This is a genomic window from Bradyrhizobium sp. 192 (genome assembly GCF_023100965.1).
Classification (GTDB): domain Bacteria; phylum Pseudomonadota; class Alphaproteobacteria; order Rhizobiales; family Xanthobacteraceae; genus Bradyrhizobium; species Bradyrhizobium symbiodeficiens.
Map to the genome: position 1 here is coordinate 1,352,997 of NZ_CP064690.1, position 26,027 is coordinate 1,379,023.

24 protein-coding genes are annotated in these 26,027 nt (G+C 64.8%); 18 read left to right on the forward strand and 6 right to left on the reverse strand.

What is annotated here, in order from left to right:
- Positions 1-6: 6 nt before the first annotated feature.
- On the reverse strand, positions 7-1,602 hold the full coding sequence (locus IVB24_RS06390; RefSeq protein WP_247772438.1) for an ABC transporter substrate-binding protein: 1,596 nt from the start codon (positions 1,600-1,602) through the stop codon (positions 7-9).
- Positions 1,603-1,801: 199 nt separating this feature from the next.
- On the opposite strand from IVB24_RS06390, the gene IVB24_RS06395 reads away from it, so the two are divergent.
- The 12 genes from IVB24_RS06395 to IVB24_RS06450 all read left to right on the forward strand — a co-directional run bounded on the left by IVB24_RS06395 (position 1,802) and on the right by IVB24_RS06450 (position 15,193).
- Positions 1,802-3,460: an ABC transporter substrate-binding protein gene (locus IVB24_RS06395; protein ID WP_140481337.1), complete on the forward strand. Its 1,659-nt coding sequence runs from the start codon at positions 1,802-1,804 to the stop codon at positions 3,458-3,460.
- Between the two features lie 190 nt (positions 3,461-3,650).
- On the forward strand, positions 3,651-4,604 hold the full coding sequence (locus tag IVB24_RS06400; protein WP_094976608.1) for an ABC transporter permease: 954 nt from the start codon (positions 3,651-3,653) through the stop codon (positions 4,602-4,604).
- A gap of 216 nt (positions 4,605-4,820) precedes the next feature.
- Complete coding sequence (locus IVB24_RS06405; protein WP_247772440.1) at positions 4,821-5,723, forward strand: ABC transporter permease; 903 nt, start codon at positions 4,821-4,823, stop codon at positions 5,721-5,723.
- Between the two features lie 3 nt (positions 5,724-5,726).
- Positions 5,727-6,788 (forward strand): ABC transporter ATP-binding protein, encoded by a 1,062-nt coding sequence (locus IVB24_RS06410; protein WP_247772442.1) that lies wholly within the window; start codon positions 5,727-5,729, stop codon positions 6,786-6,788.
- Positions 6,785-6,982 (forward strand): hypothetical protein, encoded by a 198-nt coding sequence (locus IVB24_RS06415; protein WP_094976611.1) that lies wholly within the window; start codon positions 6,785-6,787, stop codon positions 6,980-6,982. Before IVB24_RS06410 ends, IVB24_RS06415 begins: the two co-directional genes overlap by 4 nt.
- On the forward strand, positions 6,979-8,394 hold the full coding sequence (locus IVB24_RS06420; RefSeq protein WP_247772444.1) for an amidase: 1,416 nt from the start codon (positions 6,979-6,981) through the stop codon (positions 8,392-8,394). Before IVB24_RS06415 ends, IVB24_RS06420 begins: the two co-directional genes overlap by 4 nt.
- Positions 8,391-9,368 carry an ABC transporter ATP-binding protein gene (locus IVB24_RS06425; protein WP_247772446.1) on the forward strand — a complete coding sequence of 326 codons (978 nt, stop codon included), beginning with the start codon at positions 8,391-8,393 and terminating at the stop codon, positions 9,366-9,368. Before IVB24_RS06420 ends, IVB24_RS06425 begins: the two co-directional genes overlap by 4 nt.
- A 218-nt stretch (positions 9,369-9,586) precedes the next feature.
- Positions 9,587-9,856: a GlsB/YeaQ/YmgE family stress response membrane protein gene (locus IVB24_RS06430; protein ID WP_094976614.1), complete on the forward strand. Its 270-nt coding sequence runs from the start codon at positions 9,587-9,589 to the stop codon at positions 9,854-9,856.
- Between the two features lie 263 nt (positions 9,857-10,119).
- Positions 10,120-11,868, forward strand: a complete 1,749-nt coding sequence (locus IVB24_RS06435) for a type I secretion system permease/ATPase (RefSeq protein WP_247772448.1) — start codon at positions 10,120-10,122, stop codon at positions 11,866-11,868.
- Positions 11,865-13,199, forward strand: coding sequence for an HlyD family type I secretion periplasmic adaptor subunit (locus tag IVB24_RS06440; RefSeq protein WP_140481331.1), 1,335 nt, complete (start codon positions 11,865-11,867; stop codon positions 13,197-13,199). Before IVB24_RS06435 ends, IVB24_RS06440 begins: the two co-directional genes overlap by 4 nt.
- Before the next feature lie 165 nt (positions 13,200-13,364).
- Entirely contained in the window at positions 13,365-14,834 is a 1,470-nt protein-coding gene (locus tag IVB24_RS06445; RefSeq protein ID WP_247772450.1) for an AMP nucleosidase, read from the forward strand.
- Positions 14,835-14,917: 83 nt separating this feature from the next.
- Positions 14,918-15,193, forward strand: a complete 276-nt coding sequence (locus tag IVB24_RS06450) for a DUF1488 family protein (protein ID WP_166476272.1) — start codon at positions 14,918-14,920, stop codon at positions 15,191-15,193.
- 171 nt (positions 15,194-15,364) lie between these two features.
- Here IVB24_RS06450 and IVB24_RS06455 read toward each other — a convergent pair whose 3' ends face one another.
- Complete coding sequence (locus tag IVB24_RS06455) at positions 15,365-15,847, reverse strand: CinA family protein (protein WP_247772451.1); 483 nt, start codon at positions 15,845-15,847, stop codon at positions 15,365-15,367.
- A 144-nt stretch (positions 15,848-15,991) separates the two neighbouring features.
- On the opposite strand from IVB24_RS06455, the gene IVB24_RS06460 reads away from it, so the two are divergent.
- From IVB24_RS06460 to IVB24_RS06470, 3 genes are read left to right on the forward strand one after another with little or no spacing between them, the layout of a single operon-like run.
- The gene (locus IVB24_RS06460) at positions 15,992-17,050 is read left to right on the forward strand and encodes an amidohydrolase family protein (protein ID WP_166467993.1); all 1,059 of its coding nucleotides are present in this window, start codon (positions 15,992-15,994) and stop codon (positions 17,048-17,050) included.
- A gap of 25 nt (positions 17,051-17,075) precedes the next feature.
- Positions 17,076-18,185, forward strand: a complete 1,110-nt coding sequence (locus IVB24_RS06465; protein WP_247772453.1) for an amidohydrolase family protein — start codon at positions 17,076-17,078, stop codon at positions 18,183-18,185.
- A complete protein-coding gene (locus tag IVB24_RS06470) occupies positions 18,185-18,598 on the forward strand; it encodes a Rieske (2Fe-2S) protein (protein WP_247772454.1) in 414 nt (137 codons plus the stop codon). Before IVB24_RS06465 ends, IVB24_RS06470 begins: the two co-directional genes overlap by 1 nt.
- Before the next feature lie 117 nt (positions 18,599-18,715).
- Here the strand turns inward: IVB24_RS06470 and IVB24_RS06475 are convergent, their stop codons facing one another.
- Entirely contained in the window at positions 18,716-20,041 is a 1,326-nt protein-coding gene (locus IVB24_RS06475; RefSeq protein WP_247772455.1) for an MFS transporter, read from the reverse strand.
- Positions 20,042-20,184: 143 nt separating this feature from the next.
- Positions 20,185-21,084: a transcriptional regulator GcvA gene (locus IVB24_RS06480; protein ID WP_247772457.1), complete on the reverse strand. Its 900-nt coding sequence runs from the start codon at positions 21,082-21,084 to the stop codon at positions 20,185-20,187.
- 110 nt (positions 21,085-21,194) lie between these two features.
- Between IVB24_RS06480 and IVB24_RS06485 the strand changes: the two genes are divergently transcribed.
- Complete coding sequence (locus IVB24_RS06485) at positions 21,195-21,398, forward strand: DUF1127 domain-containing protein (protein WP_094976623.1); 204 nt, start codon at positions 21,195-21,197, stop codon at positions 21,396-21,398.
- Positions 21,399-21,466: 68 nt separating this feature from the next.
- Entirely contained in the window at positions 21,467-22,090 is a 624-nt protein-coding gene (locus IVB24_RS06490) for a GNAT family N-acetyltransferase (RefSeq protein WP_094976624.1), read from the forward strand.
- 201 nt (positions 22,091-22,291) lie between these two features.
- Here the strand turns inward: IVB24_RS06490 and IVB24_RS06495 are convergent, their stop codons facing one another.
- Both IVB24_RS06495 and IVB24_RS06500 read right to left on the reverse strand, forming a co-directional pair.
- Positions 22,292-23,122, reverse strand: coding sequence for an enoyl-CoA hydratase (locus tag IVB24_RS06495; protein ID WP_247772458.1), 831 nt, complete (start codon positions 23,120-23,122; stop codon positions 22,292-22,294).
- A 155-nt stretch (positions 23,123-23,277) separates the two neighbouring features.
- A complete protein-coding gene (locus IVB24_RS06500; RefSeq protein WP_247772460.1) occupies positions 23,278-23,979 on the reverse strand; it encodes an SDR family NAD(P)-dependent oxidoreductase in 702 nt (233 codons plus the stop codon).
- 232 nt (positions 23,980-24,211) lie between these two features.
- On the opposite strand from IVB24_RS06500, the gene IVB24_RS06505 reads away from it, so the two are divergent.
- On the forward strand, positions 24,212-25,996 hold the full coding sequence (locus tag IVB24_RS06505) for an acyl-CoA dehydrogenase family protein (RefSeq protein WP_247772462.1): 1,785 nt from the start codon (positions 24,212-24,214) through the stop codon (positions 25,994-25,996).
- The last annotated feature ends 31 nt before the right edge of the window (positions 25,997-26,027 follow it).

The window sequence follows — 26,027 nt, forward strand, 5'->3', positions numbered from 1 at the left end:
CGCCCCTCACTCCATCCCGATCGTCGTCAGATCCTGGAACCAGTGCTGCGCCTGCACGAACTGCTTGATCTTCGGCGACAGCGCATGCGGGTTGGTATCGTGGACGACCCACACCAGCGCGGCATCGTCCACGATCAGCGCATGCGCCTGCGCGATCAGATCGTCCTGCTTGGCAGTGTCGAAGGTCTGCTTGGCCTGATTGATCAGCGCGTCGACCTTCGGGTTCTTGTAGCCGCCCCAGTTGACGCCGACAGGCGCGATCTGGTCGGAGGCGAAGAAGCGGACGATGGCGTACAGCGGATCGGAAGTGACATAGGCGATGTTGTTTGCGGTGATGCCGGCGTTGATCTCGTCGGCCGCGCCCTTGCGCCAATGCGTATAGAGCGTCTCGAGCTCGACCACCTTGAAGTCGATGTCGATGCCGATCTCCTTGAAGCTCTGCTGCAGGAATTCGTTCATCGGCAGCGACAGCATCTGGCCGGTGCCGCCCTGCGCGATGATGAAGGTGGCCTTCAGCGGCTTCGCCTTGGAGTAGCCGGCTTCCTCGACCAGTTTCTTGGCTGCGGCCGGATCGTATTTCAGCTCGAAGCTAGGCTTGCCGAACCAGGGGCTCGACGGGTCGACCTGGCCCTTCGCGGGCTTGGCAAGGCCGTTCATCAAGCCGACCACGGCGTCGCGGTCGATCGCGAGGTTCAGCGCCTTGCGCAGGCGGATGTCGGTCCAGGGCGAACCCGGCAGCACGCTGAGATGGTAATTCCAGACATGCGGCGTGACGTTGTCGACCAGCTTCATGCCGGCGGCCTTGAGCTGCGGCACGGCGTCCGGCGCCGGCGTTTCGATCAGGTCCACCTGTCCCGCGAGCAGCGCATTGGTCCGCGTCAGCGCTTCCGGCATCGGCACCAGCACGATCTTGTCGACCTTGGGAATGCGCTTCTTGTTCCAGTAGTCCGGATTCTTGCTGAGCTCGGCGAGCTCGCGCGGCACCAGCTTCGTCAGCTTGAACGGGCCGGTGCCCGACGGCTGGCTGGCGAACTTGTCCCAATCCTTGCCGAGCTTGTCATATTGCGCCGGGCTCGACACCAGGAACCACAGCATCTGATAGGGAAAGAAGGAATCGACGGTTTTGGTCGTAATTTCCACGGTGGAATCGTCGATCTTGGCGTAGCTGGCGACGGAGGGCAGGCGGGTCTTCACCTGCGCGCTCTGCCGCTTGTCGAATTGGGGCGCCTTGTCGTTGAGCACCTTGTCCAGATTCCAGATCACCGCGTCGGCGTTGAACTCGCTGCCGTCGTGAAACTTGACGCCCTTGCGAAGCGTGAAGCGCCATTTGGTCCTGTCGTTGTCATCCACCTTCCACTCGGTCGCGAGCCCCGGCACCAGCTTGCCGGGACGGTCCGCGACGTCCATCTCCCACGCCACAAGCGGATCGTAGATCGTATAGGCCGTGAACTGATAGGCGCCGGCGCCGCGATCGGGCTGCCCCGTGGTCAGAGGAATGTCCGCCATCGAGATGCCGTAGCGCACCACCGTTTCGGCGCGCGCCGAGATTGCGGACAACGCCAGTGCAAGCACGGCGAGACAAGTCGATAGACGGATACGCATGGCCCAAAGCTCCCAGGAGATTTCGGGGCTGAGCCTGCAATCTTGATGCCAGAATAGGCAGCGCGGTGCGTGCGCGCGCCTTCAGTCTCTAAGGACTTGTCGCCGCAGGGCCAAATCGCAGAATAAGTTTCTCTTTGGCATAGCCATTGCATACGATTGCATCAAAAATAGTCATCGAAGCCGGAAAAGGATTGAGGCGATGCTTATGAAAAAGACCACGCGCGCGGCATTGATCGCGGTACTCGCTCTAACGACGGCGGCTGCATGGCCGCGTGCGGTCAGCGCCGAGACCGTGCTGCGCATCGGCATGACCGCTGCCGATATTCCGCGCACGCTGGGCCAGCCCGACCAGGGCTTTGAGGGCAACCGCTTCACCGGCCTCACCATGTATGACGCGCTGACCGGCTGGGACCTGTCCTCCGCCGAGAAGGCGAGCGTGGTGATTCCCGGCCTTGCGACCGAATGGAAGGTCGACGATGCCGACAAGACCAAATGGACCTTCAAGTTGCGCCCCGGCGTCACCTTCCACGACGGCTCGCCGTTCAACGCGGATGCGGTGGTATGGAACGTCGAGAAGGTGTTGAAGCAGGACGCGCCGCAGTTCGACGCCAGCCAGGTCGGTGTCACGGCCTCGCGCATGCCGACGCTGGCCTCTGCCAGGAAGATCGACGACATGACGGTCGAGCTCACCACCAAGGAGCCCGACAGCTTCCTGCCGATCAACCTCACCAACCTGTTCATGGCGAGCCCGGCGAAGTGGCAGCATTTCTATGACAAGGCGGAAGGCGCCGACGCCAAGGCCAAGTCGCAGGCCGCCTGGACCGCGTTTGCCAAGGATGCCGCGGGAACCGGCCCGTGGAAAATGGCGAGCTTCACGCCGCGCGAGCGACTCGAGCTCGTGAAGAACGCGAATTATTGGGACAAGGCGCGCGTGCCCAAGGTCGACAAGATGGTGCTGCTGCCGATGCCGGAAGCCAATGCCCGTACCGCGGCGCTGCTCTCCGGGCAGGTCGATTGGGTCGAGGCACCCGCGCCGGACGCGCTGCCCGAGCTGAAGCAGCGCGGCTTCAAGCTCTACGCCAACGAGCAGCCGCATGTCTGGCCCTGGCAGTTCTCGCGGGTCGAGGGTTCGCCCTGGAACGACATCCGCGTGCGCAAGGCCGCGAACCTCTGTATCGATCGTGAAGGCCTCAAGGACGGCTTGCTCGCCGGCCTGATGGTGCCCGCGACCGGCACCTTCGAGCCCGGCCATCCCTGGCGCGGCAAGCCGACTTTCGAAATCAAGTACGACAAGGCGGCTGCGCAGAAGCTGATGCAGGAGGCCGGCTTCGGTCCCAACAAGAAGCTGACGGTGAAGACGCAGACGTCGGCGTCCGGTTCGGGCCAGATGCAGCCGCTGGCGATGAACGAATATCTCCAGCAGGCGTTGGCCGAATGCTATTTCGACGTGAAGCTCGACGTCATCGAGTGGAACACGCTGTTCACCAATTGGCGCCGCGGCGCCAAGGATCCCTCGGCCAACGGCTCTAACGCGACCAACGTGACCTACGCGGCGATGGACCCGTTCTTCGCACTGGTGCGCTTCCTGCAGTCCGGCATGGCCCCGCCGGTCTCGAACAATTGGGGTTTCATCAACAATCCCAAGTTCGACGAGCTGGTGAAGAAGGCGCGCCAGACCTTCGATCCTGCCGCGCGTGACGCAGCGCTGGCCGAGCTGCACGCCGCCTCCGTCGACGATGCCGCCTTCCTCTACGTCGCCCACGACGTCGGCCCCCGGGCGATGAGCCCGAAGGTCACGGGCGTCGTGCAGCCGAAGAGCTGGTTCATCGACTTCTCGCTGGTCTCGATCGCGCAGTAGTTCGCGTCGCATACTCGGTACGCCCTCTCCCCCTGTGGGAGAGGGCGGCTTCGCCAAGCGAAGCCGGGTGAGGGGTCTCTCTCCGCGAGTGACCCTCTCTCATCCGATAGTGCTACAGCAGGCAGAACCCCTCATCCGGCGCTTCGCGCCACCTTCTCCCACAAGGGGGAAGGGAAGAAAAAGAAACAACGTGCTCGCCTATATCGCCAGACGCATCGTCTACGTCATTCCGATCGTCATCAGCGTCGCGCTGGTGTGTTTTCTGCTCGTGCACATCACGCCGGGCGATCCGCTGGTCGCGGTGCTCCCCGCAGATGCCTCGCAGGAGCTCGCGGCGCAGCTTCGCACCGCCTACGGCTTCGACCGTCCGCTACCGGTGCAGTTCGGGCTTTGGCTGCTTCGTGCCCTTCACGGCGACCTCGGCAATTCCATCGCCACCGGGCGCCCGGTCCTCGCGGAGGTCATGCGCGCGGTCAGCAATACCGTTACGCTCGCGATTGCCGCCGCCATTATCGGCTTCACCATGGGCGTCCTGCTCGGCTTGATCGCCGGCTATTTCCGCGAGACCTGGATCGACAAGCTCGCGACCTCGTTTGCCATCGCGGGCGTGTCGGTGCCGCATTACTGGCTCGGCATGGTGCTCGTCATCATCTTCTCGGTGCAGCTCAACTGGCTGCCCGCAGTCGGCGCCGGGCCGAACGGCTCCAACTCCTGGGCCTGGGACTGGGCGCATCTGAAATATCTCGTGCTGCCGGCGATCACGACCTCGGTGATTCCGATGGGCATCGTCACCCGCACGGTGCGTGCGCTGACCGGCGACATTCTCAGCCAGGACTTCGTCGAAGCCTTGCGCGCCAAGGGGCTGCACGAGCGCGGCGTGTTCCGCCACGTCATCAAGAACGCCGCGCCGACCGCGCTGGCGGTGATGGGGCTTCAATTGGGCTACATGCTCGGCGGCTCGATCCTGATCGAGACCGTGTTCTCCTGGCCGGGCTCGGGCTTCCTGCTCAACTCCGCGATCTTCCAGCGCGATCTGCCGCTGCTGCAGGGCACGATCCTGATCCTGGCGCTGTTCTTCGTGTTCCTCAATCTCATGGTCGACATCGCGCAAGCCGCGATCGACCCCCGCATCAAGCGGGGCTAGCGGGATGAGATCGAGCCCAGCTATAGCCGCGACGGCAGTGCGCTCCCTGCCCCGCCTGCGGGGGAGGGTTGGGGAGAGGGTGTCTCTCCTCGCGAGAACCCCCGAGTGGAGAGAACCCTCACCCGCGCCTGCGGCGCGACCTCTCCCGCAAGCGGGAGAGGTGCACCGCCGCTTTGGCTTGCATCGAGTGACCCATTGCTCACCGGGAGCCTGCCGATGAGCGAGCTTCCGTTGTCCGCCACCAGCGACGCCGCGCTGCAAGCCGCGCCCGCGACCAAGGCGCGCGGTTATTGGGCGACCGTCGGTCGCCGCATCCGGCGTGACAAGGTCAGCATGGCCTGCGCGCTGGTGCTGCTGCTGATCTTCCTGTCTGCGATCCTCGCGCCATGGCTCGGCCTGGAAGATCCCTATAAGGGCTCGATGATCCGTCGCCTGCGCCACATCGGCACGGCAGGCTACCCGCTCGGCACCGACGAGCTCGGCCGCGACATGCTGGCGCGCCTGATCTATGGCGGCCGGCTGTCGCTGGTGATCGGCATTTTGCCCGTGATCCTTGCGTTCTGCATCGGCACCTCGCTGGGTCTCGTCGCCGGTTATGTCGGCGGCAAGCTCAACACTGCGATCATGCGCACGATCGACGTATTCTATGCCTTTCCCTCGGTGCTGCTGGCGATTGCGATCTCCGGCGCACTCGGCGCCGGCATCCTCAATTCCATCGTGTCGCTCACGGTCGTGTTCGTGCCGCAGATCACCCGCGTCGCCGAGAGCGTCACCACGGGCGTGCGCAACATGGACTTCGTCGAGGCCGCGCGGGCCTCGGGCGCCGGACCCTTCACCATCATGCGTGTGCACATTCTCGGCAACGTGCTGGGTTCGATCTTCGTCTACGCCACCAGTCTCATTTCGGTCTCGATGATTCTGGCGGCAGGTCTCTCCTTCCTCGGCCTCGGCACCAAGCCGCCGGAGCCCGAATGGGGCCTGATGCTCAACACGCTCCGCACCGCGATCTACGTCAATCCGTGGGTTGCCGCATTGCCGGGCGCCATGATCTTCGCGGTCTCGATCTGCTTCAATCTGCTCTCGGACGGCCTGCGCAGCGCCATGGATATCAGGAACTAGGCCATGAGCGAGAGCAACACATCCGTTGAAATGCTCGAGCCGGTTGAAGACGTCGGCGGCGTCGCGCAGCCGCTGCTTCAGGTCAACGGCCTCACCAAGCACTTCCCTGTTCGCGGCGGGCTTTTTGCCGCGAAGCGTACCGTGCGCGCCGTCGATGACGTCTCCTTCGCCGTCGCCAAGGGCGAGACCGTCGGCATCGTCGGCGAATCCGGTTGCGGCAAGTCCACCACCGCCCGGTTGTTGATGCACCTGATGCCCCGCGATACCGGCGACATCATCTATGACGGCATGACGGTCGGCCAGTCGCTCTCCTTGCGCGAATTGCGCCGCGGCATGCAGATGGTGTTCCAGGACTCCTACGCCTCGCTCAATCCGCGCCTGACGATCGAGGAATCGATTGCCTTCGGCCCGAAGGTGCACGGCATGGCCGATGGCGCGGCGCGTGCATTGGCGCGCGAACTGCTCGGTAAGGTCGGCCTGGTTCCTGCAAACTTCGCCAACCGCTATCCGCACGAGATCTCCGGGGGCCAGCGCCAGCGCGTCAACATCGCGCGTGCACTGGCGCTGTCGCCGCGTCTGGTGATCCTGGACGAAGCCGTCTCCGCACTCGACAAATCGGTCGAGGCGCAGGTGCTCAACCTGCTGGCGGACCTCAAGCGCGAGTTCGGGCTGACCTATCTCTTCATCAGCCACGACCTCAACGTCGTGCGCTACATCAGCGATCGCGTGCTGGTGATGTATCTCGGCGAAGTCGTCGAGCTCGGCCCGGTCGACCAGGTCTGGGATAACCCCGCGCATCCCTACACGCGCGCACTCCTTGCGGCGATGCCGTCGTCCGACCCCGACAGGCGTACCGAGCAGCCGCCGATCACGGGCGATCCGCCCAATCCGATCGATCCGCCACCGGGCTGCCGCTTCCACACCCGTTGCCCGTTTGCGGAGCCGCTCTGCGCAAATGCGACACCAAAGCTCGTCGCGCTCGATAAGATGGGCCACGAGGCCGCGTGCTACATGGCGATACCGGGTTCAGGCCATAGCCGCGCGCCCAGGGAGAAGACCACATGACGAGACCAACACCGAAAGAGATCAAGCCAATCGCCCAAATCGCCGGCGTCCCCGTCGACGACGAGATCGCGACGCGCATCTCCAATTCCATCGGGCCTGCCTTCGAAGGCTTCGCGACTATCGCCGGCACGCTGCCGTTCGATCTCGAGCCCGCGCTCTATCCGGTCGTGCAGGCGCAGAAGGTGTCGAAATGAGCAGTGAGCCTGCATTGATGACGCTCACCGAGGTCGCGCGCGCGATCGCGATGAAGCAGGTGTCCTCGCATGAGGTGACTCGCGCGCTGCTGCACCGTATCGCGCAGTGGCAGCCGCATCTCAACGCCTTCATGTCGATTGAGGCCGAGGCTGCATTGAAGGCGGCGGATGCCGCCGATGCCGAGCTGGCCAAGGGCAATGTCCGTGGCCCCCTGCATGGCGTGCCACTCGCGCACAAGGACATGTATTACGATTCCGGTCACGTCGCGACTTGCGGCTCGCTGATCCGCCGCGATTTCGTGCCGACCGTGACCTCCACGGCGTTACAGCGGTTGAAGGACGCCGGCCAGATCAGGCTCGGCACGTTGCATCTGGCCGAATTCGCCTATGGCCCGACCGGGCATAACGCTCATTACGGCCCGGTGCGCAATCCCTGGAATGTCGCCCACATCACCGGCGGCTCCTCGTCCGGCTCCGGCTCGTCGGTCGCCGCGCGCCTGACGTTTGCGGCGCTCGGCTCCGACACCGGCGGCTCGATCCGCATGCCCGCGCATTTCTGCGGCGTCACCGGGCTCAAGACCACGGTCGGCCGTGTCAGCCGCGCCGGCGCGATGCCGCTGTCGCAATCGCTCGACACCGTCGGCCCGCTCGCCCGCACCGCGGAGGATTGCGCCCTGCTGCTGGCGCTGATGGCTGGCCCCGACCCGGCGGACTCCACCTGCAGCCACGAGCCGCTGTCGGACTATGTCGGCGCGACCAAGGGCTCGCTGAAAGGCCTCAAGATCGCCGTGCCCACCTCGTTCTATGTCGACGATCTCGACAGCGAGGTTGCGCGCGTGCTCGACGAGACCATCGCGGTGCTCAAGCGCGAGGGCGCCGACATCGTCAAGGTCGAGCTGCCGGACCAGCGGCAATTGTCGTCGGCGAGCCAGCTCGTGCTCGCGGCCGAGGCTGCCGCCTTCCACAAGCGCTGGATGATCGAGCGGCCGCAGGATTATGGTGCGCAGGTTCTGATGCGGCTGCAGAACGGCCTCGCCGTTCCTGCCATCACCTATCTCGAGGCGATGCGCTGGCGCGGTCCGGCGCTCGCCGCGCACAACGCTGCGACCGCTGGCGTCGATGCGGTGATCGCGCCGGCATCCCCGGTGCCGGCACCGACGATCGAGGAGAGCGACGTCGGCGGCGGTCCGAACGCGCCGGCCATGGTGCAGCGCCTGACGCTGTTTACCCGCCCCGTGAACTATCTCGGCCTGCCGTCCCTCACCATTCCCTCGGGCTTCACGAAGAGCGGCCTGCCGGTCGGCATGCAGCTGATCGGCCGCTCGTTCGACGAGGCGACCCTGCTCACCATCGGCGCCGCCTTCCAGCGCGTCACCGACTATCACGATCGATTGCCGAAACTGCCGTCATGACAAAGCTCGTCGACATCTCAGGTCTCAACATCCGCTTCACCGGCGAGCGCACGGTCTATGCCGTGAACGACCTCAGTCTCTCGCTCGGGGACGGCGAGGTGCTGGGCCTGCTCGGCGAGTCCGGTTCGGGCAAGAGCGTGACATTGCGCGCGCTGATGCGGCTGTTGCCGAAGAAGCGCACGCAGATCGCGGGCAAGGTCGACGTGATGGGCCGCGACGTGCTCGCCATGAACGACGACGAGCTGTCGTCCTTCCGCGGCCAGACCGTGTCGATGATCTTCCAGGAGCCTGCGTTGGCGCTGGATCCGGTCTACACCATCGGTGCGCAGATCGCCGAAAGCGTCGTGCGCCACGAAGGCAAGAGCTACGCGGAGGGCAGGGCACGCGCGCTGGAAATGCTCGAGGTCGTACGCATTCCCTCCGCAAAGCGCCGGCTCGACGCCTATCCGCACGAGATGTCCGGCGGCATGCGCCAGCGTGCGATGATTGCGCTGGCGCTGGCCTGCCGGCCAAAAATCCTGCTGGCGGACGAGCCGACCACCGCGCTCGATGCTACCGTGCAGATCCAGATTCTGCTCTTGCTGCGCGAGCTGCAGCGCGAATTCGGCATGTCCGTCATCTTCGTCACCCACGACATTGGAGTGGCGATCGAGATCTGCGACCGTGTCGCGGTGATGTATGCCGGCCAGATCGTGGAGCAGGGCACGCTTCGCGACATCGTCCGCAACCCCGTGCATCCCTATGCCAAGGGCCTGCTCGCCTCGACCATTCACGGTGCCAAGCGTGGTGCGCGGCTCGAAACCATCCCCGGCACGCCGCCCTCGCTGGCCGAGAAACCCCACAATTGCTCCTTCGCCCCGCGCTGCGCCGTGGCGCAGTCGCGTTGCCTGGAGCAACTGCCTGCCAATGTGGCGGTCGGGCCGGGCCGGGCGGCGCGATGTGTGCTGGCGGAGCAGGCGGCGGCGCTGTCATAATATTTGAACGCTGTCGCCGCTACGCTCCTTCCTTTGAAATTCCTCTGCGGCAACACCGGGTTGTCACAGTTCACGTAGCACTGCAGGCAAACGCCGTTCTACTTTGCATGGGGTTGGTTTCGACATTTTGGTCGGAGCCGTCTGAGGCGAACAGCATTCAGACCCCATTCATTCCGGTTCCCGTTCCATGCGGCCATTCATGGAGAGGAACCAGATTTATGTACATTTCCAACGAAGGCCTGCTCGTCATCCTCTTCGTCGGCCTCGTAGCCGGCTGGCTCGCCGGCAAGGTCGTGCGCGGAACGGGATTCGGGATCATCGGTGATATCGTCGTTGGCATCTGCGGTGCGCTGGTGGCGAGCTTCCTGTTTCCGAAGCTCGGTATTCGCATCGGCACGGGCCTGGTCTCAGAGATCGTCTATTCCGCCATCGGCGCGGTCATCCTGCTGCTGGTGGTGCGGCTGGTGCGGGGCGGCGGGCGGTTCTAGCAGCCACCCGGTTCGATCGATCGGAACTTGCCGCCCTCTCTCGAACTCTGGGAGAGGCGGCGAGCACTGCACTAAAAAGCCGCAAAGACTGTGAAATACCGGACTTGTGCGCGAGGCTATCCCGGGTAGATGTGACCCATCAGGGCTTTGGATGAGCCCGGCTGTGTTGGACGCAGGGTGAACCTGATGTTAATCGGGGGCGAGTACCCTGAATCGCCCGTGAAATCAGGGGCCTTGGCCCCCACCTGAAAGAGATCAGACTGATGGCAGCCGGTCCCGGCGTCCGCCGTTCAGAACTCGGTGACGCCTTGCGCGCCTGTCGCACGGCGTTCGTCGGCGTCGGCTTGATGAGCTGCATGATCAACCTGCTCTATCTGACCGGGTCGATCTTCATGCTGGAGGTTTACGACCGGGTGCTGCCGAGCCGCAGCATCCCGACGCTGGTCGGCCTGATCATCCTCGCCAGCTTCCTCTACATGGCGCAGGGCGTGCTCGACATGATCCGCAACCGGATCCTGGGGCGGATCGGCACCGCGCTCGACGATGCCCTCAACAAGCGCGTGTTCGACACCATCGTGCGTCTGCCGCTGCTGGTCGGCAGCCGCAACGAAGGTCTCCAGCCGCTGCGTGATCTGGACAACGTCCGTTCCTTCCTCGGCGGCATGGGTCCTAGCGCGTTCTTCGACCTGCCCTGGCTGCCGCTCTATCTCGCCATCTGCTTCGCCTTCCATGTCATGATCGGCGTCACCGCTCTCGTCGGCGCCATCATCCTGGTCGGGCTGACGCTGGTCACCGAGTTCATGTCCCGCCAGCCGGCGAAGGACGCCATGGGCCTTGCCGCGCAGCGCAACGATCTCGCCCAGGCCAGCCGCCGCAACGCCGAAGTCATGGTGTCGATGGGCATGGCCGGCCGGATGAACGCGCGCTGGAGCGAGGCCAACGAAAAATATCTCGCCGGCAATCAGCATGCGAGCGACGTCGCCGGCGGTCTCGGTGCGGTCGCAAAGGTGCTGCGCATGATGTTGCAATCGGCCGTGCTCGCGGTCGGCGCCTATCTCGTCATCCACCAGGAGGCGACCGCCGGCATCATCATCGCCGGCTCGATTCTCTCCGCCCGCGCGCTCGCGCCGGTCGATCTCGCGATCGCGCACTGGAAATCCTTCGTCGCGGCACGCCAGAGCTGGCACCGCCTCACCCGCTTGCTGGAGCAGATGCCGGCGCAGACGATGCCGACCCAGTTGCAGGCGCCCACCAGCCGGCTCTCGGTCGAAGGCGTCGCCATGGTGCCGCCCGGCGACCAGCGCCTGATCGTGCAGGACATCACCTTCGCGCTCGCCGCCGGCAACGGCCTCGGCGTGATTGGCCCGAGCGGCTCGGGCAAGTCGTCGCTGATCCGCGCGCTGGTCGGGGTCTGGCAGCCGGTACGCGGCAAGGTGCGGCTCGACGGCGCGGCGCTCGATCAATGGTCGTCCGACGTGCTCGGCCGGCACATCGGCTATCTGCCGCAGGACGTTGAATTGTTCGGCGGCACCATCGCCCAGAACATCAGCCGGTTCGATCCCGAGGCGACGTCAGAGGGCATCATCGCGGCTGCGAAAGAGGCCGGCGTGCACGAGATGATCATCAAGATGCGCGAGGGCTACAACACGCAAGTCGGCGAGCAGGGCACCGCGCTTTCCGCAGGCCAGGCGCAGCGCGTGGCGCTGGCGCGCGCGCTCTATGGCAACCCCTTCCTGATCGTGCTCGACGAGCCCAACTCAAATCTCGACACCGAAGGCGACGAGGCGCTGACCCGCGCCGTCCGAGCCGCCCGCGAGCGCGGCGCCATCGTCGTCGTGGTGGCGCACCGCCCGATCGGCGTCGAGGCGGTCGACCAGGTCCTGGTGCTGCGCGACGGCCGCATGCAGGCGTTCGGCCCCAAGGAGCAGGTGCTCGCCCAGGTGCTGCAACCGCGCGTGACCCCGCCGGCCCCGATCAAGATCGTCAGCGAAGGCGGAGTGGCCAAGCCATGAGCACGATGGCCATCGGCGGCGCGAAGCCGGCTGCGAAGAAGTCGGTGCAAGACTCGATCAAGTTCCACCTCCTGCTCGGACTTGGCATCGTGGTGGTCCTGGCCGTCGGTCTCGGCGGCTGGGCGTCGACCGTGCTGATCTCGGGCGCGCTGATCGCGCCGGGCCAGATCGTGGTCGAATCCAACGTCAAGAAGGTGCAGCATCCGACCGGCGGTGTGGTCGGCGAGGTGCGCGCCCGTGACGGCGACCTGGTCAAGGCCGGCGACATCGTGGTGCGGCTCGACGATACCGTGACCAAGGCGAATCTCGCCATCGTCACCAAGAATCTTGATGCCGCGCTGGCGCGTGCGGCGCGCCTGCAGGCCGAGCAGCGCGGTGTCGACAGGATCGAGTATCCGCAAGCGTTGCTCGATCGCGCCGGGGATCCCGACGTCAAGCTGCTGCTGTCCGCTGAAACCAAGCTGTTCGACGTCCGCGTCAACGGCCGCACCGGACAGAAAGCCCAGCTTCGCGAGCGCATCACGCAGCTCAACGAGGAGATCGCGGGCCTCGCCGCCCAGGAGAAAGCCAAGGACCAGGAGATCGCGCTGGTGCTGAACGAGCTCACCGGCGTGCGCGAGCTCTACGACAAGCGTCTGGTGCAGATTTCGCGCCTGACCCAGCTCGAACGCGACTCGGCCCGTCTCAACGGCGAGCGCGCGCAGTACATCGCCTCGCGCGCCCAGGCCAAGGGCAAGATCACCGAGACCGAACTCCAGATCATCCAGGTCGACAAGGACGTGGTGAGTGAGGTCTCCAAGGACCTGCGCGAGACCAACGACAAGATCGGAGAGCTGATCGAGCGCAAGGTCGCCGCCGAAGACCAGCTCCGGCGTATCGATATCCGCGCGCCGCAAGCCGGCATGGTGCTGCAATCCAACGTGCACACCGTCGGCGGCGTCGTCACCGCCGGCGACGCACTGATGCTGATCGTGCCACAGGGCGACGATCTCCAGGTCGAGGCCAAGGTCAATCCGGTCGATATCGACAAGCTTCAAATCGGCCAGAAGACGCTGCTGCGCCTCTCCGCGTTCAACCAGCGCACCACGCCCGAGCTCAACGGCCTCGTCAGCCGCGTGTCGCCCGACGTCACCACCGATCAGCGCACCGGGCAGAGCTACTACACCATCCGTGTCACGATGCCGGCCGAAGAGATCGCCCGTCTCGGCGACGTCAAGATGATCCCGGGCATGCCCGTGGAAGCCTTCGTCCAGACCGGCGACCGCACCATGCTGTCCTATCTGATGAAGCCCCTGCAAGACCAGCTGATGCGGGCGTTCCGGGAGAAGTGACGCGCGGCAAACTCGATCTCGTAGGGTGGGTTAGGCGAAGCCGTAACCCACCGCTTCTCCATCCGCACAAGCGGAAGTGGTGGGTTACGCTGCGCTAATCCACCCTACGACACCTTCTTCTTTGCTATAGTTCGACTCAAGCCTCAGCAACCCGGCGGTCGAACCATGCAATCCCTTCCCACCATCGCCACCGAATCCTTCTCCGACGCCTCGCTTGCCGTGGCGCGGCTCGAAGAGATCTACGAGCGCAACACCAAATTCCTGCGCGACCGGTTCGAGGCTTACGTCAATGGCGAGGCGATCACGACGCGGGTGCGGGCCTATTATCCCTTCGTGCGCGTCACCACGGCGACGCATGCGCGGCTGGACTCGCGCCTTGCCTATGGTTTCGTCGCCGGCCCCGGCGTGCACGAGACCAGCGTGACGCGGCCGGATCTGTTTCGCGCCTACCTGACCGAGCAGATCGGCCTCCTGATCCAGAATCACGGCGTGCCCGTCGAGATCGGCGAATCCGCCGAGCCGATCCCGATCCATTTCGCATATCGCCGCGACATCAACATCGAAGCCGCGATCACCACCAGCGAGAATTCCCCCGTCGCGCGATCGCTGCGCGATGCGTTCGACGTGCCCGTTCTTGCCACCATGGACGATTCCATCGCCGACGGTACCTTCGAGCTTCAGCCCGGAGCGCCCGAGCCGTTGTCGTTGTTCCGCGCCGCCCGCGTCGATTACTCGCTGCGCCGGCTCTATCACTACACCGGCACCGACCCCGAGCATTTCCAGAATTTCGTCATCTTCACCAACTATCAGTTTTATGTCGACGCCTTCGCGCAGCTCTCCCAGCAGCGGCTCCAGGCGAGCGAGGCTGGCCTCGATGCCTTCGTCGCGCCCGGCAACGTCGTCATGCGCAGCGGCGGTGCCACCAGTGGAGATGCACCGGCGCGCATGCCGCAGATGCCGGCCTTCCATCTGGTCGCGCCGGGCTATCGCGGCATCACCCTGATCAACATCGGCACCGGCCCGTCCAACGCGCGCAATGTCACCGACCACGTCGCCGTGCTGCGCCCGCATGCCTGGCTGATGCTCGGCCATTGCGCCGGCCTGCGCAACACGCAACGCCTCGGCGACTACGTGCTCGCCCACGGCTATGTGCGCGAAGACCACGTGCTCGACCGCGAGCTGCCGCCGTGGGTGCCGATCCCTGCGCTGGCCGAGATGCAGGTCGCGCTCGAGGAGGCGGTCGAGGACGTCACCGGCCTCGAGGGGTTCGAGCTCAAGCGCCTGATGCGCACCGGGACTGTGGCCAGCGTCGACAACCGCAATTGGGAGATCAGCGGCCCCGAGGTGATCCGCCGCCTGTCCCAATCGCGCGCGGTCGCGCTCGACATGGAATCGGCCGCGATCGCCGCCAACGGCTACCGCTTCCGGGTCCCCTACGGCACGCTGCTCTGCGTTTCCGACAAGCCGCTGCACGGCGAGATCAAGCTCGCCGGAATGGCCAGCGAATTCTACCGCCGCCGCGTCGGCCAGCATCTCGAGATCGGGCTGAAGGCGCTGGAACGGCTCAAGCAGCAGGAATCGGAGCGGCTGCATTCGCGAAAGCTCCGCAGTTTTGCCGAAGTCGCGTTCCAGTAGGGGCGGTGCTCCCGTCGCTTCGCTGCTGACAGGGGTGGAGATTTTCAGCATTGTCGGCCCTGGGGCCGACCGGACCGTTCTCAATGCCGCTCACGCGCGACAGGATCATCGGCCATGACCGCGAACGGCTGGCTTTCCGCTTCACCATGCTGAACGACGGCGAGGTCGTGCAGTGCCAGATCAGCGATGCCGCGATGGACGAGCTCGCCGGCATGCAGGGCACCGAAAGCAGCGCGCGCCAGGCGCAATTCCTGTCCCTGCGCGAGACCATCGAACGGATCGCGTCCGATATCTACGACGAGGCGCCGCGGGTGCAGGGATATGTGGTGCGGATCTTCATGAGGCATTTGGGGCGGTAGTTGATGCTCCAATCTCCGCTGTCATCGCCCGGCCTTGACCGGGCGATCCAGTACGCCGAGACGGTCGTGATTAAATCGCTAGGCCGCGGCGTACTGGATGCCCCGCTTTCGCGTGGCATGACAGCGGTATTGGTGGCGAGATTGTCCCGGCTCGCTGGCTTCCACAGCAGCTCACCCTTCCAATTTCCTCAGCAACAGCTTCAGCGCCGTCGCCGCAAACACCTGCATGTTCGCAAGCCGGTCGCCGCTTCCCGTCTCCAGCGTCATCACCTCCGCCACAGGTCCGCTCACCGCCATGCAGCTATGGCCGGCGGCGTCGCCGTAACGGTTGCCGGTGGGGCCGGCTGCGCCGGTTTCTGACAGGCCCCAGTCGGAGTTGAAGCGGCTGCGCATCTGCTCCGCCAGCAGTCGCGCGTAGGGCTCCGACGAGGAGCGAAAGCCCTTCATTCCTTCGTCCGAAATATCCATCAGCACGCGCCTGGCATCGCGGGTGTAGACCACCGCGCCGCCGAGAAAATAGGCGGACGCGCCGGGCACCGCGAGCAGGCTGGCCGCGATCAGGCCGCCGGTCGAGGATTCCGCGACGGCGATGGTCTGCTTGCGCGCGATCAGCTGCGCCGCGACCTGTTCCGCAATGCCGACGAGCTCTTTCATCCCTGACCCCTTATCCCTTCGCAACCGAGCTCAGCCTTCCTAGCATATGACAGGACGCTTGGCCGAGTTGCGGGCGACGGGCAGGCCTGCTTGAATAGCGGGTACAAGAAGAGACATACGAGCAAACGTGAGAAGGGAGACGTCATGGCGTCCCTGATCGCCGGCGGGGTGGATTGCGACGTGCATCCGGCCGTGCCGCATCTGACCAGCCTGCTGCCCTACCTGAACGACTATTGGCGCGACCAGGTGACGACGCGCGGCATGGTCGACCTCGTCTCGCAATCCTATCCGCAGAATTCACCGATCACGGCGCGGCCCGACTGGCGCCCCGAGAGTGGAAAACCCGGCGAGAGCCTGGAGGACATGCAGCGCCATGTGCTCGATCCCTTCCAGCTCAGCTACGCGATCTGCAATCCGCTCTACGGCGTGCAGATGGTATTTTCGGAAGATTTGCAGGCTGCCTTCTGCCGCGCGCTGAACGACTGGCTGGTGAAGGAGTGGCTCGACCGCGACAAGCGGCTGCGCGGCTCGATCGTGATCCCGACGCAAAGCGTCGAGAAGGCCGTGGCCGAGATCGAACGCTGCGCGCAGGACAAGCGTTTCGTCCAGGTGCTGATGCTGGTGATGGGCGATACGCCGCTCGGCAAGCGCGCGCTGTGGCCGATCTATGAGGCCGCGGAACGGCTGGAGCTTCCCGTCGGCATTCACGCGGGTTCCGCCTATCACAATCCGCCGACCGCCGTGGGATGGGGGTCCTACCACATCGAGGATTATGTCGGGCAGGCCCAGGCGTTCCAGGCCCAGCTCACCAGCCTGATTGTCGAGGGCGTGTTTGCCAAATATCCGCGCCTGAAAATGGTGATGCTGGAGTCCGGCGTTTCCTGGATCTCCCCCTATCTCTGGCGCCTGCACAAGTTCTGGCGCGGGGTGCGGATGGAGACGCCTTGGGTCGATCGCGCGCCGCTGGATATTGTGCGCAGCAACATCCGCTTCTCCTTACAGCCATTTGATGCGCCGCCGGAGGCCGAGACATTAATTCGCCTGTTTGATCATATGCAGTCCGATGAATTGGTCCTATTCTCCACGGACTATCCGCACTGGCAGTTCGACGGCCAGGACGCGCTGCCCGAAGGTCTCACCCCCGATCTCGTGCGCAAGATCATGATCGAAAATCCGCATGCGACCTATCCCCGCCTGACATGAGCCCGCTGCCAAAGGAGGCAAGGCGATGAATATCCAATTCCGCGAGAGTCAAGAAGCCGCTTCCCCATTGACCGTCAAAACCGCGATCGCGGACTGCGACATCCATCCGGCACGCGCCACCCGGACCGAGCTTTATCCCTATCTCGCCAAACGCTGGCAGCATCATCTCGAGATTTACGGCGTCCATGCCTATCAGGGCATGATGGAAGGCCCGCCCTATCCGAAGGCCCAGCCCAACGCCTCGCGCCGCGATGCCTATCCGCCCGAGGGCGGCCCGCAAGGCTCCTCGCTGTCATTCATGCAGAAGCAGCTGCTCGATCCCAACAACGTGCAGCTGGGCGTGCTCAATCCCCTAAACACCGGGCAGGGCATCCGCAATCACGAGCTTTCGGCCGCGTTGTGCTCGGCGATCAACGACTGGCAGATCGACAAATGGACCAGCAAGGACAAGCGGCTGAAAGCCTCCATCGTCGTCGGCAATGAGGACGGGCTATCGGCCGCCGCCGAGATCCGCGAGCGCGCCGGCGACAAGAATTTCGTGCAGGTGCTGCTGCTCAGCCGCAATGTCGAGCCGCTCGGCCAGCGCCGCTACTGGCCGATCTACCAGGCCGCGGAGGAAGCCGGTCTTCCCGTCGGCGTCCACGCCTTCGGCTTCGGCGGCAACCCGATCACGCCGTCGGGCTGGCCGTCCTATTACATCGAGGAGATGGTGGGCCATTCGCAGTGCCAGCAATCGGCGCTGGCGAGCCTCGTGCTGGAAGGCGTGTTCGAGCGCTTCCCGAAACTGAAGATGGTGATGATCGAGGCCGGCTTCGGCTGGGCGCCTTCGCTGGCCTGGCGGCTCGACAAGGTCTGGCAGCGGCTCAGGAGCGAAGTGCCGCATGTAAAAAGGCCGCCGTCGGAATATATCCGAGAGCAGGTGTGGTGGACCACGCAGCCGATGGAGGATCCGGAGCGGCGCGAAGATCTGTTCGACGTCATCAAGTGGATCGGCTGGGATCGTCTGCTGTTCGCGACCGATTATCCGCATTGGGATTATGACGAGCCGTCACGCGTGCTGCCGGCTGGTGTCAGCGAAGCCAACCGCGAGGCGTTCTATTTGGGCAACGCCAAGAAGCTGTACGGCATTTCCTGATGGCAAGACACGTCATTGCGTCGGTCGACGAGTTGCCGCCCGGCACGCGAAAACTCCTGGAGATCGAGGGGCGGCCGATCGCGATCTTCAACATCAAGGGCGAATATTTCGGCCTGATGAACCGCTGCCCGCATCAGGGCGCGGCGCTGTGCGAGGGCCCATTGATCGGTCTTGCTCAGTCGAAGGAGCCCGGTGAGATCGAGTATACGAAACTCGGCGAGATCATCCGCTGCCCCTGGCACGGCTGGGAGTTCGACATCCGTACCGGGCAGTCCTATTGCGATCCCCGCCGCTTCCGCGTGAAGGCCTATCCGGCCCATGTCGAGCCGGGTGCGAGCGTCGTGAAGGGGCCGTATGTCGCCGAGACGATCCCGGTGAGCGTCGAGAGCGATTACGTGGTGGTGGAGCTGTAAGCCTCCGTCATTCCGGGGCGCGCGTAGCGCGAGCCCGGAATCCATTTTCTCCCAGCACTCTTGTCGCACGATGGATTCCGGGCTCGCCTCCTCGACGCACCCCGGAATGACACCAATCTAGTGCCCCGCCACTGGCTCCGCCACGGCATCATACGTTGTCACCGCCCGGCGGCCGCCGCGGTAGACCGTCGCTGCCGCGATGATGCCGAGCACGGCCGCGAGCATCAGCCAATAACCGGGCGATGCCTTGTCGCCGGTATGCGCGATCAGCAAGGTCGAGGCGAACGGCGTGAAGGTGCCGAACAGGGCGGCGGCGAGCGCGAAGGCGAGCGAGAAGCACGTGGTGCGCACATGCGCCGGCACGATCTCGACCAGCGCGCCGAGCATGGTGCCGCTGTAGACGCCGAAATAGAACGAGAACATCATCTCGACCGCGAGCAGCTTGCCGAAGCTCGGCGCCGCCACCAGCCAGTGCAGCGCCGGATAGGCGGTGACCAGCGACAGGCAGGCGATCGTGATCAGCACCGGCTTGCGGCCGATGCGGTCGGACAGCGCGCCGCCGACCGGATTCCAGAAGAAGTTGGTCACGGCAACGAGCAGCGTGACCAGCAGTGCGTCCTGCGTCGACAGCTTCAGCACGGTCTTGCCGAAGGTCGGCGTGTACACCGTGACGAAGTAGAACGTCGTCGTGGTCAGGATCGCGATCATCATGCCGAGGATGACGATGCGCCAGTTGGCGAGCGCGGAGGCAAACACCTCGCTGGCCGTCGGATGCTTCTTCATGGCGAGGAAGGCCGGCGTCTCCTCCAGCGTCCGCCGCAGGGAGAAGATCAGGGGGATGATCAGGCAGCCGACGAAGAAGGGAATGCGCCAGCCCCAGGCGGCGACGGTGTCGGCCGGCATCACCTCGGACAGGAGATAGCCGAGGATCGACGCCACGAAGATCGCGACCTGCTGGCTCGACGACTGGAACGAGGTGTAGAAGCCGCGATTGCCCGGCGTGGAGATCTCCGAGAGATAAACCGACACGCCGCCGAGTTCGACGCCGGCGGAGAAGCCCTGCAGCAAACGTCCGATCAGCACGATGACGGGCGCGGCGATGCCGATGGTCGCGTAGCTCGGACAGAACGCGATGACGACGGTGCCGATAGCCATGATCCCGAGCGTGACGATCAGGCCCTGGCGGCGGCCGATGCGGTCGACGTAAGAACCGAGCACGATCGCGCCGACCGGCCGCATCAATGCGCCGAGCCAGAATACGCCGAAAGTATTGAGCAGCGATGCCGTTTCATCAGAGGACGGGAAGAACGCTTTGCCGATCGCGGCCGCATAGAAGCCGAACAGGAAGAAGTCGAACTGTTCGAGGAAATTGCCTGAGGTGGCACGCAGGATCGCGCCGATGCGCGATTTGAGTTCAGGCGGATTGGTTGCTGGTCCAACCATGGCGTTGCTCCCTTTCGAGACGTGGCCGGACCGGGAATCATTTCACGGCAAGGCGACAGATTGTTGCTGTGACAATATGTCCCATCCTTTCTCGCGCAGGACGCGGCGAGTCAATCGATTTTGCCGCGGAAGCTGATGATTTTTCAGGCTTTATTTTGCGTTGCAGCGAGCATCCATTGGCGGAATGCGGTCAGCTTCGGCGTTTCGCGGCGCCCCTCGGGCGCGACCAGGTAGAAGCCGGCGTCGGCCGGCAGCGCGATCTTGAAGGGAACCACGAGGCGGCCCTTGGCGATGTCGTCCTGGACGTAGGAGGTCCGTCCCATCGCCACGCCGATGCCGTCGATCGCGGCTTGGATGGTCATGAAGATCATGTCGAAGGTGATACCGGGCTGCCGCGCGATATCGGCCGGTAGCCCCGCCGCGGTCAGCCATAGCCGCCAATCGTCGCTGTTGGCGTTCGAGGTGTGCAGCAGCGGATAGCCTCGCAAATCCTCCGGTTGGCGCAGCGGCTTGTCGCCGCGCAGCAGCGACGGGCTGCACACCGGAAACAGCTCGTCCGCCATCAGCCAGTCAGTGCGCAGGCCCGGCCATTGGCCGCGGCCATAGCGGATGGCGGCATCGACATTGTCGCGCTGGAAATCGACCAGGCTGGTGGATGTGGTGATGCGCACGTCGATGCCGGGGTGGCTTTCCTGGAAATCGGTCAGCCGCGGCAGCAGCCATTTTGCCGCGAGCGAGGCCAGCGTCGAGACCGTCAGCACCTTGTCGTCGTCCTTGCGCAGTAGACGATCGGTGGCCAGCCGGAGATCGTTGAAGGCGGCGCGGACGCCCGGGAGGTAGTCGCGCGCTTCCGGCGTCAGCGCCAGCGCGCGGTTCTGCCGGATGAACAGGCGGATGCCGAGCTCCTCCTCGAGCCTTCGGATCTGATGGCTGATCGCGGTCTGCGTCACGTTCAGCTCGGAGGCCGCCAGCGTGAAGCTGAGGTGGCGCGCGGCGGCCTCGAACGCCCGCAATCCGTTGAGGGAGGGCAATCTGGCAGTCATCTGGAAGCAGGATACATGACGTTAATTCATGCGAATGGGTACAAATTGTCGTTTGTCGCAGTGCACTAAGAGGAAGATATTAGCAGTGAAGTTAGCTCAAGGAGCTTCAAATGTCTACTTTGACCCATAATTCGATGACAAATCATCATGCGCCAAGCCTGATCCAGCAGATCGGCGAGGCACTTCATGTCTGGCACGAGCGCTACCGCACCAGGCGCGAGCTGGCCCATTGGACCGCGCGCGATCTCCACGACGTCGGACTGTCCTGGTCCGATATCGCCTATGAGGCCGACAAACCCTTCTGGCGGGCCTGATTGGCCGCCAGGCCGGCGCCGCCTGATGACAGGGGCGCCGGCGGTCCCTTTTGTGAAGGGCTCGTATCATGAGCACTCTCCGCCTTGAAGACCTCAAGCAATATTCGGACACGCTGCGCACCCGCGATGGCACAGCGCTCGACGTCCGCTTCGTCGAGCCGCGCGATACCGAGGAGCTTCAGCACTATTTCCGCTCGCTCTCGACCCGCTCCCGCTACAACCGCTTCTTCGGTGCCATCAGCGAACTGCCGAACGGCCTGCTCCACGACTTCCTCCAGATCGGTGAGCGCGAACGTTTCACCGTGGTCGCGACCATGATGGTCGACGGCTTCGAGACCATCGTCGCCGAAGCGCGCTATGCGTTGCACGCTGAAACCGCGACGCTCGAATTCGGCCTGTCGGTCCATGATCGCTGGCAGGGCCGCGGCATCGCCACAGCGCTGATGAAGAATCTCGAATGCCGCGCCGCCGCGCTTGGCGCCGAGCATATCTTTGGCGACACGCTGCGCTCCAACGAGACCATGATCTCGCTCGCGCGCAAATCCGGCTTCGCCTTCGTCACTCACCCCGATGATTGGAAGCTGGTGCGCTTCGACAAGGGGATCAGCGTCGCAGCCAAGGATATTCCCTGCGCCAGCTGGCGCCTCGCCGCCCTTTCCCGTCAGGCCGAAAGCCCCTCAGCCTCGGTTTGACACAACTGCAAGCCCGGCCTGGTTTTCAGTGCCGGGCTTCTTTTGCTTTCTCGCTGTCATTGGATGGGCGAGCTGTTTCCACACCGTCACTCCGGGGCGCGCGTAGCGCGAACCCGGAATCCATTTCACCAGGTGTTTTGCGGCTCGATGGATTCCGGGCTCGATGCTGCGTATCGCCCACGGAATGCCGGGCGAATCCCGCTACTTCCCCGTGAACACCGCCTTGCGCTTCTCGATGAATGCCTGCACCGCCTCCTTGTGGTCGGCGGTCGTGGTGAGGCGGATCAGCCGCTCGGCTTCGTGGTCGCGCGCGGTTTCGAAGTCGAACAGCACGGCCTCGTCGAGATTGTCCTTCATGTAGCGCAGCGCCAGGCGCGGGCCTTCGGCGAGCGACTTCGCCAACGCAAAGGCTTCGGCCTGCAATTTGTCGTCAGGCACGACGCGGTTGACGAGGCCGATGGCCTCGGCGCGCGCGGCATTGACGCGGTCGCCGGTGAACATCAGCTCCCGCGCCCGCGCAGTCCCGACCAGACGTGTGAGCAGCCAGGCGATTCCGTAATCACCGCTCAGCGCGATGCGGGCATAGCCGGTGGCGACGAAGGCCGATTGCGCGGCGATGCGGATGTCGCAGGCCATGGCGATGGCAAGCCCGGCGCCGACCGCGGGGCCGGGCAGGGCGGCGATGGTCGGTTTGCGCACAGACACCAGCGCGCCGGTGATTAGCCGCTGCCGTTCCTGCAGATCGGCGATGCGATCTTCAAGTGGCATATCGAGCTTTGACTTGTCGCGATGCGCGCCCATGCCCTTGACGTTGCCGCCGGCGCAGAACGCTTCGCCTGCGCCGGTGATCAAGAGCGCGCCGACGTTGCGATCCTCGCCGCAACTCCGGATCATCGTGCGCAGCGCCGGGGTCAGCGCATCCGACAGCGAATTGCGCGCCTCCGGCCGGTTCAGCGTGATGATCGCGACGCGGTCGCGGATGACGCAGAGGAGCTCGTTGGTGCCGGTGTCGATCGTGGATTCAGTGGTCATTGTTCCTCCCTGCTCTCGTTTGCTTCTCGTAGGGTGGGTTAGCCGTGCGGGCTGCGCGAAGCGCAAAACCGCTCGGCGTAACCCACCACTTCTGTCACCGCGGAGATAGAAGAGGTGGGTTACGCCTGCGGCTAACCCACCCTACGACCTCGTCTTCAAAACTTCTCCACCCAGGGCCGCAGTTCGAGCTCCCAGCTCCAGGCGTTGCGCGGCTGCTGCAGGACGTTCCAATAGCTCTCCGCGATCGCATCGGGATCGAGCATCGAATCCGGCTTGTCTTCGGCTTCCGTCCTCGCCGCACTGCGGATGCCGCCGTCGATGACGAAATGCGCGACATGGACGCCTTGCGGCGACAATTCGCGCGCCAGGCTCTGCGCGAGGCCGCGCAACGCGAATTTGCCCATCGCGAACGAGGCCGACTGCGCGTAGCCCTTGACGCTGGCGGAGGCGCCGGTGAACAGGATCGCGCCGTGCTTGTTGGGTAACATGCGCTTGGCCGCCTGCTGCGCCACCAGGAAGCCGCCATAGGCGCTGATCGCGATGGCTTGCGCGACGTCGGCCGGAACAAGGTCGACGAACGGGCCGCGGGTGCGGTCGCTGGCGTTGTAGACCACGACGTCCGGCGTGCCGATCTCGCGCTCGACGAGGCCAAACAACCGCTCGACCTCGTCGGGCTCGGTCGCGTTGCAGGCATAGGCCCTGGCGCCGGTCTCGCTACAGAGCGCGCCGAGCTTCTCGATCTTTCGCGCGGCCAGCGCGACGCGGATGCCCTGCTTGGAGAGCAGTCGTGCCAGCGAGGCGCTCAGGCCTTCACCGGCGCCGACGATGAGAGCGATCTTGTATTTCGGATGTTCCATGGCGTGATCTCTCGGAGACAGGGAGCCGCTGATCTATGCACGGTCCGGGCTGACGACCAGTCGAGTTGGTCACAATTCCGCAGAGCGAATTGCTCCTTCACGGCGCTCATGCCTCCCTGACAATTTGCGGCTTTATCGCTTCTCTTGCCTGGAGCATGATCGACATCATTCAACGCGGCAAGCGCCAAATCAGCGCAAAATGTTCGCAGGGGTAGGAACGAAGAGGACGATCATGCACAAGCCGGTCACAGGGCAGGCAAGACATGTCGCGGCCGCACCATCCGGCCTGCTGGCGCCCGATACATCAGGCATGAACTTCTACCGCGCCGACCCCGCGCTGGCCGACCTGTTGCGCATCCACCTGCCGGACGCGCTGTTTCGTCACATCGAGCCGCATCTCGACCGCCTCGGCGCGCTCGCCGGAGGTCGCCTCGACGAGTGCGCGCGGCTTGCCGACCGGCACACGCCGGTACTGCACCAGCGCGACAAGTTCGGCCGCGACGTGCAGTGGATCGAATATCACCCGGCCTATCGCGAGTTGGAGAACGCCGCGTTCGGCGAGTTCGGCATCCACGCGCTTTCGCTCCGCAAGGGCATCATGGGCTGGCCGGACAAATACCCTGTCGTGGCCAAGCACGCCTTCACCTTCCTGTTCAACCAGACCGAATTCGGCATGGGCTGCCCGATCAACGTCACCGACGGCTGCGCCAAGCTGCTGGCGAATTTCGGCAGCGAGGCGCTGAAGGCGAAATATCTCGACGGCCTGACCTCGACCGACATGAGCAAGCTGACCCAGGGCGGCCAGTTCATGACCGAGAAGGAGGGTGGCTCCGACGTCGGCACGCTGACCACGCGCGCGGTGCAGGAGGGCGACCATTGGCGGCTCTTTGGCGAAAAATGGTTCTGCTCGAACGCCGACGCTAAGGTCGTGATGCTGCTGGCGCGTCCCGAGGGCGCCGGCCCCGGCACGCGCGGCGTCGGCCTGTTCCTGATGCCGCGCTTCCTCGACGATGGCTCGCAGAACCACTACCGGATCGTGCGCCTGAAGGACAAGCTCGGCACGCGCTCGATGGCCTCGGGCGAGATCAAGCTCGAAGGCGCGATCGCCTATGCCGTCGGCAAGCTCGATCGCGGCTTCGTGCAGATGGCCGAGATGGTGAACTCGTCGCGGCTCTCCAACGGCGTCAAGTCGACCGCGCTGATGCGCCGCGCCTATCACGACGCCATGACGGTCGCGACCAACCGCGTGGTGTTCGGCAGCCGCATCATCGACCTGCCGCTCGGCCGGCGGCAGATGCTGAAGATCATGCTACCGGTCGAGCAGGCGCTGTCGATGAGCTTCCTCACCGCCGACGCGCTCGACCGTGCCGAGGCCGGCAGCCAGGATGCGGCGGCATTGTTGCGCATTCTCACCCCGACGCTGAAATTCCGCGCCACCCGTGATGCGCGAAAGGTCTGCGGTGATGCGCTCGAGATGCGCGGCGGCATCGGCTATATCGAGGAGTTCGCCACGCCGCGCCTGCTGCGCGACGCGCATCTCGGTTCGGTCTGGGAAGGCACCGGCAACATCGTCGCGATCGATGCGCTCAGGCGCGCGGTCGGCCGCCATGGCGCGGAATCCGCGCTTGCGGCCGATCTGCATGCCCGGCTCGATGACAGCGCGTCAGTGCCGCAGGCCTGGCGCGACAATCTGCGCGGCCTGGTCGATCGCGCCGTCGGCTTCGCGCGCGAGGTTGCGGGGAAATCCGAGAACGAAGCCGATGCGCGTCGTGCGACGAGCCTGCTCTATCATGTCGCAAGCGCGGTCGCGCTCGCCTGGGAAGCACACCGCATCCACGAGATGCGCGGCGATGCGCGCCGGCTGCTGTTGTCGCGGCTGGTGATCGATCATCGGGTGGCACCGAGCGATCCGTTCCGGCTCACGGAAAATGCCACGCAGGCCAGGCTCGCCGCGCTGCTGCTCGGCGAACGCTCAGCCGGCATGAGCGAGGTTGGCGAACTGGTTCTGGCAGCGTAGGCTGCACGCCACGATCAAACCAAGAAACGCG

Excerpts from the sequence above, each read along its gene's own strand:
- IVB24_RS06425 (WP_247772446.1), top strand. The coding sequence starts at position 8,391 with ATGACAAAGCTCGTCGACATCTCAGGTCTCAACATCCGCTTCACCGGC.
- IVB24_RS06390 (WP_247772438.1), bottom strand. The coding sequence starts at position 1,602 with ATGCGTATCCGTCTATCGACTTGTCTCGCCGTGCTTGCACTGGCGTTG.
- IVB24_RS06445 (WP_247772450.1), top strand. The coding sequence starts at position 13,365 with ATGCAATCCCTTCCCACCATCGCCACCGAATCCTTCTCCGACGCCTCG.
- IVB24_RS06415 (WP_094976611.1), top strand. The coding sequence starts at position 6,785 with ATGACGAGACCAACACCGAAAGAGATCAAGCCAATCGCCCAAATCGCC.
- IVB24_RS06405 (WP_247772440.1), top strand. The coding sequence starts at position 4,821 with ATGAGCGAGCTTCCGTTGTCCGCCACCAGCGACGCCGCGCTGCAAGCC.
- IVB24_RS06395 (WP_140481337.1), top strand. The coding sequence starts at position 1,802 with ATGCTTATGAAAAAGACCACGCGCGCGGCATTGATCGCGGTACTCGCT.
- IVB24_RS06455 (WP_247772451.1), bottom strand. The coding sequence starts at position 15,847 with ATGAAAGAGCTCGTCGGCATTGCGGAACAGGTCGCGGCGCAGCTGATC.
- IVB24_RS06485 (WP_094976623.1), top strand. The coding sequence starts at position 21,195 with ATGTCTACTTTGACCCATAATTCGATGACAAATCATCATGCGCCAAGC.
- IVB24_RS06505 (WP_247772462.1), top strand. The coding sequence starts at position 24,212 with ATGCACAAGCCGGTCACAGGGCAGGCAAGACATGTCGCGGCCGCACCA.
- IVB24_RS06460 (WP_166467993.1), top strand. The coding sequence starts at position 15,992 with ATGGCGTCCCTGATCGCCGGCGGGGTGGATTGCGACGTGCATCCGGCC.
- IVB24_RS06490 (WP_094976624.1), top strand. The coding sequence starts at position 21,467 with ATGAGCACTCTCCGCCTTGAAGACCTCAAGCAATATTCGGACACGCTG.
- IVB24_RS06465 (WP_247772453.1), top strand. The coding sequence starts at position 17,076 with ATGAATATCCAATTCCGCGAGAGTCAAGAAGCCGCTTCCCCATTGACC.
- IVB24_RS06500 (WP_247772460.1), bottom strand. The coding sequence starts at position 23,979 with ATGGAACATCCGAAATACAAGATCGCTCTCATCGTCGGCGCCGGTGAA.
- IVB24_RS06440 (WP_140481331.1), top strand. The coding sequence starts at position 11,865 with ATGAGCACGATGGCCATCGGCGGCGCGAAGCCGGCTGCGAAGAAGTCG.
- IVB24_RS06480 (WP_247772457.1), bottom strand. The coding sequence starts at position 21,084 with ATGACTGCCAGATTGCCCTCCCTCAACGGATTGCGGGCGTTCGAGGCC.
- IVB24_RS06410 (WP_247772442.1), top strand. The coding sequence starts at position 5,727 with ATGAGCGAGAGCAACACATCCGTTGAAATGCTCGAGCCGGTTGAAGAC.
- IVB24_RS06430 (WP_094976614.1), top strand. The coding sequence starts at position 9,587 with ATGTACATTTCCAACGAAGGCCTGCTCGTCATCCTCTTCGTCGGCCTC.
- IVB24_RS06435 (WP_247772448.1), top strand. The coding sequence starts at position 10,120 with ATGGCAGCCGGTCCCGGCGTCCGCCGTTCAGAACTCGGTGACGCCTTG.
- IVB24_RS06475 (WP_247772455.1), bottom strand. The coding sequence starts at position 20,041 with ATGGTTGGACCAGCAACCAATCCGCCTGAACTCAAATCGCGCATCGGC.
- IVB24_RS06470 (WP_247772454.1), top strand. The coding sequence starts at position 18,185 with ATGGCAAGACACGTCATTGCGTCGGTCGACGAGTTGCCGCCCGGCACG.
- IVB24_RS06495 (WP_247772458.1), bottom strand. The coding sequence starts at position 23,122 with ATGACCACTGAATCCACGATCGACACCGGCACCAACGAGCTCCTCTGC.
- IVB24_RS06450 (WP_166476272.1), top strand. The coding sequence starts at position 14,918 with ATGCCGCTCACGCGCGACAGGATCATCGGCCATGACCGCGAACGGCTG.
- IVB24_RS06420 (WP_247772444.1), top strand. The coding sequence starts at position 6,979 with ATGAGCAGTGAGCCTGCATTGATGACGCTCACCGAGGTCGCGCGCGCG.